The sequence below is a fragment of the Pedobacter sp. WC2423 genome (assembly GCF_040822065.1).
Classification (GTDB): Bacteria; Bacteroidota; Bacteroidia; order Sphingobacteriales; family Sphingobacteriaceae; genus Pedobacter.
In genome coordinates this window covers 4,714,416-4,727,715 of record NZ_CP162005.1, presented here as the reverse complement: position 1 = coordinate 4,727,715, position 13,300 = coordinate 4,714,416, and the positions used below count along the sequence as shown (strand labels likewise).

Genomic DNA, 13,300 nt, shown 5'->3' with positions numbered 1-13,300 from the left:
ATATTTATATTTTATGAATATCTTCAATGATTTTTTCAGTTATTTTTGGTACTATATAATGCTCTTTGATCTCAACTAAGGTAACTATAATCCCCTTTGTATAAGCATTATGTTTGAAATTGTAAATGGTTTCCAGCACATCCGGATGGATATAACGGGAATTGCTTCCATCAATAATTACATTGGTTTCCTGAGGGATTTTTGTCAAGACAACCTGTATGGCAGCTTTGTTCAGAAATGAGACTTCCTCAGACAATTTAATTCTCAGATTTTTCTTGTTTCCTTCTTCATAGATTTTGTAAAAGAAAGGGTTACGCATATTGGTCCGCAATAAATAAAATACAGACAACAGCATACCTACAGCCACACCTTTTAATAAGTCAGTTAATAAAACGGCAACTACTGTAATCACAAATGGAATGAATTGATCCCATCCTTTATGATACATATGTTTAAACAAACTGATTCTTGTGAGTTTATAACCAGTTACTAAAAGGATCGCTGCCAGACAGGCAAGCGGAATCATATTGATCAATCCTGGTATAAAAAGAAAAGACAATAACAACCAGCAGCCATGTAATATAGCAGACATTTTAGTCTTTCCGCCAGCATTTACGTTTGCAGAACTTCTTACAATTACAGAGGTCAGGGGTAAACCACCAAACAAACCGCTTGTCATATTTCCCACTCCCTGTGCAATCAATTCTTTGTTGGTTGGTGAAACTCTCTTTACAGGGTCAATTTTGTCAATGGCTTCAATACTCAGCAACGTTTCTAAACTTGCCACAACGGCTATTGTTAAGGCAACTATCCAGACTTCCTTATTTTTAATTGCAGAGAAATCCGGCATGGTAAACAGATCCGAGAATTCACCCCATCCGTTTACGACTGGAATTTTAACCATTTGTTCCGCTTTTAACGCAAATCCTGTTTGCTGAAAAAACAGGGTCATTCCTATACCTAGTATAACAACCAGTAAAGGAGCCGGTACAGCGCTCAGCTTTTTGAATTTTGGCCAGAAGATCAGAATAGCAATTGAAAGCATGGTAATAATCATTGCTGCCGGATTGAGCATTTTTAGCGCCTGTCCTACAATATTAAACATAGAACCACTGCTTAAGCTTTCATCCAGAAAATCTTTATCTACACCTAATGCATGTGGCAGTTGCTTTAAAATCAGTATCAGTCCAATTGCAGCAAGCATTCCTTCAATTACACTCGAAGGAAAATAGTTTCCGATTGTACCTGCTTTAATCAAACCGAGCACTATCTGCATCAGTCCTGCCAGCATAACTGCAAGTAAAAACACCTGATAACTGCCCAGATGAGCTATAGCGCCCAATACTATGACCGTCAAACCAGCTGCTGGACCACTCACGCTTAACTGAGATCCGCTAAAACTAGCTACAACTATTCCTCCTATAATACCAGTGATCAAACCGGCAAACAATGGTGCACCCGAAGCGAGGGCTATTCCCAGACACAAAGGCAGGGCTACTAAAAACACGACTATACTTGCCGGGAAATCGCGCTTTAAATTCTTTTTTAAGATATATTTCTTCAATCCAGCCTTTGAGGAGATTGAGTTTCCATTCTGCATAACATTAATGCTAATTATTACTTATAATTATTTAATTACGGTTAACCCCGATGGGTTCAGCCGTTTAATCAATAAAAATTAGCAAAAGTTAGGCGGTGGAGTGGGTACAGATGGATGGTAGGGATCTACATACCGTTTAAAGTGATCAATATAACAGTTCCTGATTCCAAAATCTATCAATAATGGGACGTAGGTATAAGTGTTATGGAAATCAATCGGTTTATAGTCGATAAATTTGAGTAAAGACTTTCCTGAATCACCATCAGAACTATGTTCCTGTTCTAATTGCAGAATAACACTTTTGATCGTATTCTTATCTATATGACCGACAAATACTGGCGCAGCAGAAATAACCATCTTTACTGTGAAGATGCTTATGAAGGCTATAACAATATGTAATCGATACTTATAAAAGGACATTCTGTGTGTTTTCAGCTTTTTTTACTTTCCAAATGTAATACCCAGGAGCACTTATTATCAAAAAAATATGTAAAAAAAATGTAATTAAGTTTTCAGAAATCTGTTTCCATGTCAAAATTCCCACATTACGTAATGGATTAATTTAGCATTAACTGTACTTTCGTAGTTCCTAAACCTGATCACAATACAATATTTATGAAAAGATACCTGCTAACCCTGGTTTTGTTTTATCCGCTGTTAGTCTTTAGTCAAAGTAATAATGCCCCTTCTTCTTATGATATCCATGATATTAAAATCACTGGTTATCTGCAGACGCAATTTCAAAAAGCACAATCCTCGGGGATTTCATCTTTTTCGGGCGGAGATTTTGCTGAAAACTCTGACAATCGTTTTATCATCCGCAGAGGTCGCCTTAAAATTGACCGTGTAGATAAATATTCCAGTATAGTCTTTCAGATTGACGCCACACAAAACGGCGTGCAATTAATGGATGCTTTTATTCAACTTCACCAACCTGACAATAAAAGATTTCAATTAACTGCAGGTCTTTTTAACAGACCTTTCGGCTATTCGATTGTATACTCTTCCGGTTACCGGGATTTCCCTGAGCGTTCCAGAGTTTTTCAGACTATTATGCCACGTGAACGTGATATCGGTGCGATGTTATCGTATCAGCCAATTAAAGAACTTCGTTTTCTGAATATAGATGTTGCTGTAGTCAATGGAAGCGGACTTTTTGCAAGAGATTACGACTCTAAAAAAGATGTGATTGGTAATCTTTCGTTCAAGTTTGATAGTCTGGCCAATAAAAAACTCCATATTGGTTTTGGCGGATCAATTTATAAAGGCTCAGTACGTAACGGTACCGAGAGTTATTATACAACTAATGGAAATGGATTTACTAAAAATACTGATCCATCTTACAAAGGTGCCAATTTGAAAAGGAATTATTATGGCGGAAATGTGCAGATCCAGTATGATAATACCTTTGGAACAACCAGTTTAAAAGCCGAATATGTTGCCGGCACACAACCAGGTGTAGCTGCTTCAAGTTCAGTTAGCGGTACACTAGCCAGTCAGAGCTTTTCTACTCAACCAGCCACAGACCTTTACCTGCGTAATTTTTCTGGTTATTACCTCTGGTTTACACAGCAGATTTTAAAAAGTAAGTTTAGTGCTTTGCTTGCTTATGACGTTTACGATCCTAACAGTAAGATCCATGAAGATCAGATTGGCCTGGATAACAATACGACTGCGGGTGATATTAAATTCAGTACGCTGGGTTATGGAATGACTTATTTATTCAGTTCACGCTTAAAACTTACGGTCTATAATGAAAGGGTAATCAACTCCTCTACCCAATTGACAAATTATAATAAAGATATCAGAGACGATGTCTTTACTACACGTTTACAATACCGCTGGTAATACGGCCCCGTTTAAAATCCGTCTTGTTTCAACAGAAAATAAGTGATAAACAATTTTAATTTATAAATTTAAAAACGTTCCTATACATTTATAAAAACTGAGTTTAATTCCATGGATAATAAGATAAAGTTACTACAGGATAAAATAGAACAGGCACATGCAGGCGGAGGTTCGCAAAGAATAGATAGTCAACATAAAAAAGGTAAGCTAACCGCCAGAGAACGTATCCATTTTCTAATGGATGAAGGTTCTTTTGAAGAGATCGGAATGTTTGTGACCCATAGAAGTACAGACTTTGGTATGGAAACAGAAAAATATCCTGGTGATGGTGTAGTGACTGGTTATGGAAATATCAATGGCAGACTTGTTTATATTTTTTCCCAGGACTTTACCGTATTCGGAGGCTCACTTTCTGAAACTCACGCAGAAAAAATATGTAAGATTATGGAGATGGCCCTCAAAACAGGAGCTCCCCTGATCGGATTAAATGATAGCGGTGGTGCCCGTATACAAGAAGGTGTAGTATCATTAGGTGGATACGCAGATATCTTTTACCGGAATGTGCAAGCATCCGGGGTGATCCCTCAACTTTCAGCAATTATGGGTCCCTGTGCCGGGGGTGCTGTTTACTCTCCGGCAATTACCGATTTTACCTTGATGGTAGAAAACACTTCTTATATGTTTGTTACTGGCCCTAACGTGGTTAAAACAGTTACGCACGAAGAAGTCAGCTCAGAAGAACTCGGGGGTGCAAGTACACACGCTACCAAATCTGGAGTTACTCACTTTTCTTGTATAAATGAGCTTGATGCCATCAATCATATTAAGCAATTATTGAGTTATATGCCACAAAATTGTGAGGAGACCCCTGCAATTTTAGCTTATAAATCAGACCAGGATGAAGCCAGACCATCCTTAAATAAAATTATCCCTGACAATGCAAATCAGCCTTATGACGTTAGAGGAGTAATTGATCAGCTGAGCGATTCCGGCAGTTTCCTCGAAGTACATAAAGATTATGCAGAGAACATTGTTGTTGGTTTTGCCCGCCTTGCAGGCAGAAGTATTGGAATTGTAGCTAATCAGCCAGCTTATCTTGCGGGGGTATTAGATAACAACGCCTCAGTCAAAGCAGCACGTTTTGTCAGGTTCTGTGATTGCTTTAACATTCCGTTGCTAGTACTGGAAGACGTTCCTGGATTCCTTCCAGGTACAGATCAGGAATGGAATGGTATTATCAAAAACGGCGCGAAATTACTCTATGCATTCAGCGAAGCTACGGTACCAAGAATTACTGTAATTATCAGAAAGGCATACGGTGGTGCCTATGATGTGATGAACTCCAAACACATTGGTGCAGATATGAATTATGCATGGCCAACAGCAGAGATTGCTGTGATGGGCGCTAAAGGTGCAGCAGAAATCATCTTTAAGAAGGAAATAACCAGTGCAGCTGATCCTGCTGCTAAACTGTTGGAAAAAGAAAAGCTATATGCTGAAATTTTTGCCAATCCTTACCGGGCAGCAGAACGCGGCTTTATAGATGAAGTTATTGAGCCATCACAAACACGTACCAAATTAATCAAGGCATTTAAGATGCTGGAAAATAAAGTTGTGAATAACCCACGTAAAAAACACGGAAATATTCCGTTATAAAGAGAACATTATTAAAATAAGTTAAAGTTGATCATAAATATATAAAGATGGCTAAAAAGAAAGACGAGAAACAGAAACATGTATCTGTCGTTACTAAGAAATCACTCCAGTTTTTTGAAGAATATATTAATAACCCATCCCCTACAGGATTTGAATACCCCGGCCAGAAACTTTGGTTAGATTACCTGAAACCTTATATCGATGAAAGTTTTATTGATAACTATGGAACTGCTGTAGGTGTAATCAATCCAAAAGCAGAATACAGAGTAGTGATTGAGGCACATGCCGATGAAATTTCGTGGTTTGTAAACTATATCACCAGTGACGGATTAATTTATGTAATCAGGAATGGTGGTTCTGACCATCAAATCGCGCCTTCTAAGCGTGTAAATATCCATACCGATAATGGATTAGTGAAAGCGGTATTCGGATGGCCTGCAATCCACACACGTGGTGCAGGAGAAAAAGAAGAAGCACCTGCTTTAAAGAACATTTTCCTGGATTGTGGTTGTACTACTAAAGAAGAAGTTGAAGCATTAGGGGTACACGTAGGTTGTGTAATTACTTATGAAGATGAATTCATGGTATTGAATGACCGTTACTATGTTGGCCGTGCTTTAGATAACCGTGCAGGTGGATTTATGATTGCAGAGGTAGCGCGTTTATTAAAAGAGAATAAGCAGAAATTACCTTTTGCCTTATACATTGTAAATTCTGTACAGGAAGAAATAGGATTAAGAGGTGCAGAAATGATTGCACACCGCATTAAACCTCATGTAGCTATCGTTACCGATGTTACCCATGATACTTCTACACCAATGATCAATAAAATAACTCAGGGAGATATGGCCTGCGGTAAAGGCCCGGTTGTATCTTATGCACCAGCGGTACAAACAAATCTGAATAAATTACTGATTGAAACAGCGGAGAAAAATGACATTCCTTTCCAGCGCCAGGCTTCATCACGCTCTACAGGAACTGACACTGATGCTTTTGCTTATTCAAATGGTGGTGTGCCTTCGGCACTAATTTCACTGCCATTGCGTTATATGCATACTACAGTAGAAATGATCCATAAAGAAGACGTAGACAATGTAATCAGTCTGATCTACCATTCTTTATTAAACATAAAGAAAGACCACGATTTTAAATACAATAAATAAGATTTATCTTCACCCTTTATTAAGCGTGTTTGATTTTTCAGACACGCTTTTTTATGGCATTCATTTATAAAGCAAGCCTTTTTGAACTCAAAAAATAAGAATCAATGAAACCTACGTTATTAATACTCGCAGCCGGTATGGCAAGTCGCTATGGCAGCATGAAACAAATTGATGGTTTTGGTCCGAACGGAGAGACCATAATCGACTATTCTATCTATGATGCTATCAAAGCCGGCTTTGGGAAAGTAGTGTTTATCATCAAAGAAGAATATGTAGAAAACTTCAAAGCCATCTTTGATGCTAAGCTTGAAGGTAAAATAGAAACGGATTATGTATTTCAGAATTTCGATCTTAAACAATATGGAATTGATATTGAAATAGAAAGAAGTAAACCATGGGGAACAGCTCATGCCGTTCTTGCAGCAAGACATGCGATAAAAGAGCCATTCTGTGTAATTAATGCAGATGATTTTTACGGACTGGATGCTTATGAGAAAATGGTTAAGTTTTTAACTACTGAAGTTACTGGCAGCAATTATTCTATGATCGGTTATGAAATCGGTAAAACTTTATCAGATTACGGATCAGTATCACGTGGTGTGTGTAAAGTAAGTGCAGACGGTTATCTGGAAGAAATCATAGAGCGTACCAAAGTACTTCGTGAAGGAGAAGCTATCGTTTATGAAGAAGATGAAAAACAATATCCTTTATCATTGGATACCCGTGTATCTATGAATTTCTGGGGTTTCACACCAGAAATGTTCAAAATATCTGAAGAACTTTTCAGAGACTTTGCACATGCAAACAAAGATAATCCTAAAGCAGAATTTTTCATTCCATTAGTAGCTGATAGTTTGCTGAGCTCAGAGGCTGCAGATTTTAAAGTTGTGCCTACAGACAGCAAATGGTTTGGTGTAACTTATAAAGAAGACAAACCGATTGTACAAGCTTCTATCGACCAATTGGTTAAAGACGGAGTTTACCCTGAAAACCTTTGGGCTTAAATTACTCAAATACTATAATAAAACCTATTAGGCGGCCTTAAATGTTAATTTAAGGCCGCTTTTTTCGGGAAATATAAAGCACAAAAAAAGAGGATAACCTTTCAGTTACCCTCTTTTTTATATACTTACGATTCGATTATTTCTTATCGTCTTTTACTTCTTCGAAGTCAACATCAGTAACGTTGTCAGCAGCATCAGCTGTTTGACCGTTTGACTGAGCACCACCTTCAGCAGGTGCACCACCTTCCTGACCAGCTTTGTACATCTCTTCAGATGCTTCGTTCCAAGCTGCTTGTAACTCTGCCTGAGCTGCATCAATATCAGCAAAGTTTCTTGCTGCATGTGCTGCTTGTAATTTAGCTAATCCAGCTTCAATCGGAGCTTTTTTGTCAGCTGAGATTTTATCACCAAATTCTTTCAATTGTTTCTCAGTAGAGAAAATCAATGCATCAGCACCGTTGATTTTATCAGCTTCTTCTTTAGCGATTTTATCAGCGTCAGCATTTTGCTCAGCTTCTTCTCTCATTCTTTTGATTTCTTCTTCAGTTAAACCTGATGAAGCCTCAATACGGATTTTTTGCTCTTTACCAGTAGCTTTATCTTTTGCACTTACGTGTAAGATACCATTCGCATCAATATCAAAAGCAACTTCAACCTGAGGAACACCACGTGGAGATGGAGGTATACCGTCTAAGATAAAACGACCAATTGTACGGTTCTGAGCAGCCATTGGACGCTCACCTTGTAAGATGTGGATTTCTACAGAAGGCTGGTTATCAGCAGCTGTAGAGAAAGTTTCTGCTTTTTTAGAAGGAATAGTAGTATTCGCTTCAATTAATTTAGTCATTACACCACCCATAGTCTCAATACCTAAAGAAAGAGGAGTTACGTCTAATAACAATACATCTTTAACCTCACCAGTTAAAACACCACCTTGAATTGCAGCACCGATAGCTACAACCTCATCAGGGTTTACACCTTTAGAAGGATCTTTACCGAAGAATGCTTTTACTGCTTCCTGAATAGCAGGAATACGGGTAGAACCACCAACTAAAATGATTTCATCGATATCAGAAGTTTTTAAACCAGCATTTTTCAACGCAGATTTACAAGGCTCGATAGTACGTTTGATCAGATCAGCAGCCAATTGCTCAAATTTAGCACGGCTTAAAGTTCTAACTAAGTGTTTTGGTCCGCTTGCATCAGCAGTGATATATGGTAAGTTAACTTCTGTAGAAGTAGTGCTTGAAAGCTCAATTTTAGCTTTTTCAGCAGCTTCTTTCAAACGTTGTAATGCCATTGGATCCTGATTAAGGTCCATACCATTTTCAGTTTTGAATTCAGCAGCTAACCAGTCAATGATAATGTGGTCAAAGTCATCACCACCTAAGTGAGTATCACCATCAGTAGATTTTACTTCAAATACGCCATCACCCAATTCTAATACAGAAACGTCATGAGTACCACCACCACAGTCAAACACAACAATTTTCATGTCTTTATGTGCTTTGTCCAAACCGTAAGCTAAAGCAGCAGCAGTTGGCTCGTTGATGATACGTTTAACTGTTAAACCAGCGATTTCACCAGCTTCTTTAGTTGCCTGACGCTGAGCATCGTTGAAATAAGCAGGAACAGTAATAACTGCTTCTGTTACTTCATGACCCAAAAAGTCTTCCGCAGTTTTTTTCATTTTTTGCAAGATCATTGCAGAAATTTCCTGTGGAGTGTATTTACGGTCATCAATTTCAACACGTGGAGTATTGTTGTCACCCTTAACAACTTTGTAAGGTACGCGACCAGTTTCTTTAGCAACCTCAGCAAAGCTGCTGCCCATGAAACGCTTAATTGAATAAATTGTTTTTGTTGGGTTAGTGATTGCCTGGCGTTTTGCAGAATCACCTACTTTACGTTCACCATTTTCTGCAAAAGCAACAATGGATGGCGTTGTACGTTTCCCCTCACTGTTGGCTATAACTACAGGTTCGTTACCTTCCATTACGGCTACGCAAGAGTTTGTTGTTCCTAAGTCTATACCAATAATTTTTGACATGCTATTTTATCTTTGTTTATGTTATGAATTCTTATTTCCTAATTCTATTTAACAAGCAATGTGCCAATTGGCATTTGTCAGTTAAACAGGCACTGCTTTTTAGATTTTAGTTAAAATGTAAATGAAAACCTTTTACAATTCTGACAGGTTGTCATAATTGACATTTTCTATGGCTGTAAATTCATCAAAACTTGACTAAAGTTTCAAGATGATGATACTCAATGCCAAAATATGATTTTGTCCGTTTAATTTTCTCCAGAATCTCTGCTTTATCTACTGCTTGTTCTTTGGTTTTCACCCCTACAACCAACACATTTTTCGGAGTATGTGCATCAGAAATAAATTCAAATACCTTCGTCTTGTATCCAAAATATTCCAATATCAATGCTCTGATTCCATCAGTTACCATTTCTGCCTGACGCTCCAAAAAGATGCCATACTTCGTTAAAAAATCCAGCTCATTTACGGCCTTCCCTTTTTCTATCTGCTTTCTGATCTGCTTATGGCAGCAAGGTGCAACAACAATAAGTTCTGCATTTCCTTTGATCCCCTTGTAAATTGCATCATCAGTAGCCGTATCGCAGGCATGTAAAGCAATTAATAAATTGATCTCTTCCGAAACATAATCTTCAATGGTCCCCTGAACAAAATCCAGTCCCCTGAAGTTTGACTTCGAAGCTATTTTATTACATAAATCCACCAGGTCCTGACGGTATTCCACTCCGGTAACACTCGCTTCGGTCTTTAATACATTAACCAGGTAATCATATAAAGCAAAAGTAAGATAACCTTTACCCGACCCCATATCTACTACCTTTTTAAACTTGCCAGCAGGCAAACTCCGGATTAATGGATCAAGTAAGGCCACATACTGATTAATCTGTTTATACTTATCCTGCGCATTTTTATAAACAGTCCCGGTCGCATCTGTAATATTTAACTCCTGCAGGTAATTTTTGCCGGCAGGCTGAATCAACCTTTTTTTCTCTTTATCATGAGTCAGTACAACCGGAGCCTGCGTTTTGAGGAGTCTTTCTCTAACCGTGATTGCTCCTTTTTTATCATGTTCAACAATTACTTCTTTCTCAGTGCTAAAAAAAGTACAGATTCTAAAATCATTGCTGATAAAATGACTAATTCTGGTCAGGCCATCCTCAATCGAAAAGTTCTTTACAATATCCCTTGTTTTATTACGGTAAGTAAAAGAAAGCATTTCTGCTTTTTTAATCTTTATCCGGCGAACATATACATTCTTTAATTCCTTGTCATTGCCCTGGTAATTACCAAGGGAAATCTTTACAAATACATTAGCAGGAATACTATCCGTTAACTGTTTATGGAAATCCTGAAGGATAGATTGATTGGACATAAATTATAGATTTAGAGTCTGTTTAAATTCAGATGGTAAAATTGTTTACAGCTTATTTTTAAGCGAAACGAGTCATCTTTATTTCTGGTAGCCTTCCTACCTGAAATGAAGATGACGAAGTTGCAGCTAAAAGAAGCCTAAACAAGTTATCAGATGAATTTTAAACAGACATATAGTGATCATATATATAAGAAAAGCCCTGTCCAACTAAGAACAGGGCTTTCTGTATTTTGATGAGGAAGAATATTATTCTCCTTTATCTTCTTTTGTTTCTTCAGCTGCAGGAGCCTCAACAACAGCTTCATCAGCTGCAACTTCTGCTTTAGCAGGAGCGTCAGTAGCATCAGCTTTCTTAGTAGTAGCTTTACTTCTGCCACGACGTGTTGTTTTCTTCTCTTCAGTAGCAACTTCTTTACCGTAAACTTCGTTGTAATCAACAAGTTCGATGAATGCCATCTCAGCATTATCACCTAAACGATTGTTTAATTTGATAATTCTGGTATAACCACCCGGACGGTTAGCAACTTTTGCAGCTACATCACGGAACAATTCAGTAACTGAATCTTTGTCCTGTAAATAACTAAAAACAGTACGACGAGAGTGTGTAGTATCGTTTTTAGATTTAGTGATCAAAGGCTCAACATACATACGCAAAGCTTTTGCTTTTGCTAAAGTAGTAGAGATTCTTTTGTGTTTGATCAATGATGAGGCCATGTTAGCCAACATCGCTTTACGATGGGACTTAGTTCTGCCTAAGTGATTGTGTTTTTTACCGTGTCTCATTTTTTTTTATTCAGTGTGCACCGTCTCTTCTGAATTAAAGAGGGAATTACACACTATTAACAATATTGTTATTTGTCTGTTGTTATTCTTCGTCCAGTTTGTATTTACCTAAATTCATACCGAATGATAAGCTTTTAGATTTTACTAATTCCTGGATTTCAGTTAATGATTTCTTACCGAAGTTTCTGAATTTTAACATATCAGCTACATCATAAGAAACTAAATCAGCTAATGTGCGGATGTCTGCTGCTTTTAAGCAGTTTAATGCACGAACTGATAAATCAAGATCAACTAATTCAGTTTTAAGGATTTTACGCATATGTAAAATTTCCTCGTCAACTTCTTTAGTTTCTTCTTTAGCCTGAGATTCTAATACTAAGTTCTCATCAGAGAACAACATAAAATGCTGAATTAGAATTTTAGCTGCTTCTTTTAATGCTTCTTCAGGATGAATAGATCCATCAGTAGAAATATCTAAAATTAATTTTTCATAATCTGTCTTTTGTTCAACACGATAGTTTTCAATCGTGTATTTTACATTTTTCATTGGAGTAAAGATCGAATCAATCGCGATTACACCAACTACAGCATCATTAATTTTATTTTCTTCAGCCGGAACATAACCACGTCCTTTATTGATAGTTAATTCTACCTCTAAAGTAACTGATTTCTCCATGTTACAAATTACGAATTCCGGATTAAGGACCTCGAAGTTGTTAGAGAACTTAGTTATGTCGCCTGCTAGAAATTGATCCTGGCCATTAACTACAATAAAGACTTTTTCAGATTCACCTGAATCACCAGCTTTTTTAAAACGAACTTGTTTCAAATTAAGGATAATTTCAGTTAAATCTTCTACAACACCTTTCATTGTAGAAAATTCATGTGATACGCCAGAAAAACGAATACTTGTAATGGCATACCCTTCTAAAGAAGAAAGTAAAATTCTTCTTAAGGCATTACCAATTGTTACACCGAAACCGGGTTCTAAAGGACGAAATTCAAATATACCATCGAAATCCGTTGATTTCTGCATGATGACCTTATCGGGTTTCTGAAATGCTAAAATTGCCATTTATAATGTTTTTAGATCGTTATTAAAATTATGTAACGTAAAATAGTTAAAGCCTTTTATACAGGCTTTAACTAAATTTATTACTTAGAGTACAACTCTATAATAAGGTTTTCTTTGATATTTTCTGGAATCTCGTCGCGATTTGGATAAGTTAAGAACTTACCGCTTAATTCCGATGCATTCCAATCTAACCAATTAAACTTATTGATTACTCTTCCTGCTACTGAATTAGTGATGCTTTCAAGAGTTTTAGATTTCTCACGAACTGCAACAACGTCACCAGCTTTCAATTGATAAGAAGGAATATTTACTACTTCACCGTTCACTGTTACGTGTTTATGGCTAACTAACTGACGAGCAGCAGAACGAGTAGTTGCAATACCTAATCTATAAACTGTATTATCTAAACGAGCTTCTAATAATTGTAATAAGTTATCACCTGTAATGCCCTGACGGGAAGATGCTTTAGTAAACAAGTTACGGAACTGACGTTCTAACACACCATAAGTGTATTTAACTTTTTGTTTCTCCATTAACTGTACTGAATACTCAGACTGTTTACCTCTTCTTTTAGACGCACCGTGCTGTCCAGGAGGATAGTTTTTTCTATCTAATACTTTATCAGGACCAAAAATTGGTTCTCTGAATTTACGCGCGATTTTGGATTTTGGTCCTGTATATCTTGCCATTTCTTTTTGTTTTAAAGTATCATACAGCCTTAAACTGTAGACTCTTAGCTTTAAAAATTAATA

The 13,300-nt window shown here is 37.2% G+C and carries 11 protein-coding genes; 4 read left to right on the top strand and 7 right to left on the bottom strand.

Annotation, left to right across the window (positions count from 1 at the left end; all coding sequences use genetic code 11):
- Nucleotides 1–4: 4 nt before the first annotated feature.
- Both AB3G38_RS19710 and AB3G38_RS19705 read right to left on the bottom strand, forming a co-directional pair.
- Nucleotides 5–1,600 carry a SulP family inorganic anion transporter gene (locus AB3G38_RS19710; protein WP_367865466.1) on the bottom strand — a complete coding sequence of 532 codons (1,596 nt, stop codon included), beginning with the start codon at nucleotides 1,598–1,600 and terminating at the stop codon, nucleotides 5–7.
- A 78-nt stretch (nucleotides 1,601–1,678) separates the two neighbouring features.
- Nucleotides 1,679–1,957 (bottom strand): hypothetical protein, encoded by a 279-nt coding sequence (locus tag AB3G38_RS19705; RefSeq protein WP_367865465.1) that lies wholly within the window; start codon nucleotides 1,955–1,957, stop codon nucleotides 1,679–1,681.
- A gap of 258 nt (nucleotides 1,958–2,215) precedes the next feature.
- Between AB3G38_RS19705 and AB3G38_RS19700 the strand changes: the two genes are divergently transcribed.
- From AB3G38_RS19700 to AB3G38_RS19685, 4 genes are all read left to right on the top strand, one after another.
- Nucleotides 2,216–3,448: a porin gene (locus AB3G38_RS19700; protein ID WP_367865464.1), complete on the top strand. Its 1,233-nt coding sequence runs from the start codon at nucleotides 2,216–2,218 to the stop codon at nucleotides 3,446–3,448.
- 111 nt (nucleotides 3,449–3,559) lie between these two features.
- Nucleotides 3,560–5,104: an acyl-CoA carboxylase subunit beta gene (locus tag AB3G38_RS19695; RefSeq protein ID WP_367865463.1), complete on the top strand. Its 1,545-nt coding sequence runs from the start codon at nucleotides 3,560–3,562 to the stop codon at nucleotides 5,102–5,104.
- 47 nt (nucleotides 5,105–5,151) lie between these two features.
- Entirely contained in the window at nucleotides 5,152–6,267 is a 1,116-nt protein-coding gene (locus AB3G38_RS19690; RefSeq protein ID WP_367865462.1) for a M42 family metallopeptidase, read from the top strand.
- Nucleotides 6,268–6,371: 104 nt separating this feature from the next.
- Entirely contained in the window at nucleotides 6,372–7,271 is a 900-nt protein-coding gene (locus AB3G38_RS19685) for an NDP-sugar synthase (RefSeq protein ID WP_367865461.1), read from the top strand.
- A gap of 136 nt (nucleotides 7,272–7,407) precedes the next feature.
- On the opposite strand, the gene dnaK is transcribed toward AB3G38_RS19685, so the two are convergent.
- From dnaK to rpsD, 5 genes are all read right to left on the bottom strand, one after another.
- Complete coding sequence (gene dnaK, locus AB3G38_RS19680) at nucleotides 7,408–9,321, bottom strand: molecular chaperone DnaK (protein WP_367865460.1); 1,914 nt, start codon at nucleotides 9,319–9,321, stop codon at nucleotides 7,408–7,410.
- 184 nt (nucleotides 9,322–9,505) lie between these two features.
- Complete coding sequence (locus tag AB3G38_RS19675) at nucleotides 9,506–10,690, bottom strand: SAM-dependent methyltransferase (RefSeq protein ID WP_367865459.1); 1,185 nt, start codon at nucleotides 10,688–10,690, stop codon at nucleotides 9,506–9,508.
- A 246-nt stretch (nucleotides 10,691–10,936) separates the two neighbouring features.
- Nucleotides 10,937–11,473 carry a 50S ribosomal protein L17 gene (gene rplQ, locus AB3G38_RS19670; protein WP_367865458.1) on the bottom strand — a complete coding sequence of 179 codons (537 nt, stop codon included), beginning with the start codon at nucleotides 11,471–11,473 and terminating at the stop codon, nucleotides 10,937–10,939.
- An 82-nt stretch (nucleotides 11,474–11,555) separates the two neighbouring features.
- Entirely contained in the window at nucleotides 11,556–12,548 is a 993-nt protein-coding gene (locus AB3G38_RS19665; RefSeq protein ID WP_068403471.1) for a DNA-directed RNA polymerase subunit alpha, read from the bottom strand.
- An 80-nt stretch (nucleotides 12,549–12,628) separates the two neighbouring features.
- Nucleotides 12,629–13,237, bottom strand: a complete 609-nt coding sequence (rpsD, locus tag AB3G38_RS19660) for a 30S ribosomal protein S4 (protein ID WP_041878578.1) — start codon at nucleotides 13,235–13,237, stop codon at nucleotides 12,629–12,631.
- Nucleotides 13,238–13,300 lie beyond the last annotated feature (63 nt).

Coding starts and splice junctions, on each gene's coding strand:
- AB3G38_RS19710 (WP_367865466.1), bottom strand. CDS start 1,600: ATGCAGAATGGAAACTCAATCTCCTCAAAGGCTGGATTGAAGAAATAT.
- AB3G38_RS19705 (WP_367865465.1), bottom strand. CDS start 1,957: ATGGTTATTTCTGCTGCGCCAGTATTTGTCGGTCATATAGATAAGAAT.
- AB3G38_RS19700 (WP_367865464.1), top strand. CDS start 2,216: ATGAAAAGATACCTGCTAACCCTGGTTTTGTTTTATCCGCTGTTAGTC.
- AB3G38_RS19695 (WP_367865463.1), top strand. CDS start 3,560: ATGGATAATAAGATAAAGTTACTACAGGATAAAATAGAACAGGCACAT.
- AB3G38_RS19690 (WP_367865462.1), top strand. CDS start 5,152: ATGGCTAAAAAGAAAGACGAGAAACAGAAACATGTATCTGTCGTTACT.
- AB3G38_RS19685 (WP_367865461.1), top strand. CDS start 6,372: ATGAAACCTACGTTATTAATACTCGCAGCCGGTATGGCAAGTCGCTAT.
- dnaK (WP_367865460.1), bottom strand. CDS start 9,321: ATGTCAAAAATTATTGGTATAGACTTAGGAACAACAAACTCTTGCGTA.
- AB3G38_RS19675 (WP_367865459.1), bottom strand. CDS start 10,690: ATGTCCAATCAATCTATCCTTCAGGATTTCCATAAACAGTTAACGGAT.
- rplQ (WP_367865458.1), bottom strand. CDS start 11,473: ATGAGACACGGTAAAAAACACAATCACTTAGGCAGAACTAAGTCCCAT.
- AB3G38_RS19665 (WP_068403471.1), bottom strand. CDS start 12,548: ATGGCAATTTTAGCATTTCAGAAACCCGATAAGGTCATCATGCAGAAA.
- rpsD (WP_041878578.1), bottom strand. CDS start 13,237: ATGGCAAGATATACAGGACCAAAATCCAAAATCGCGCGTAAATTCAGA.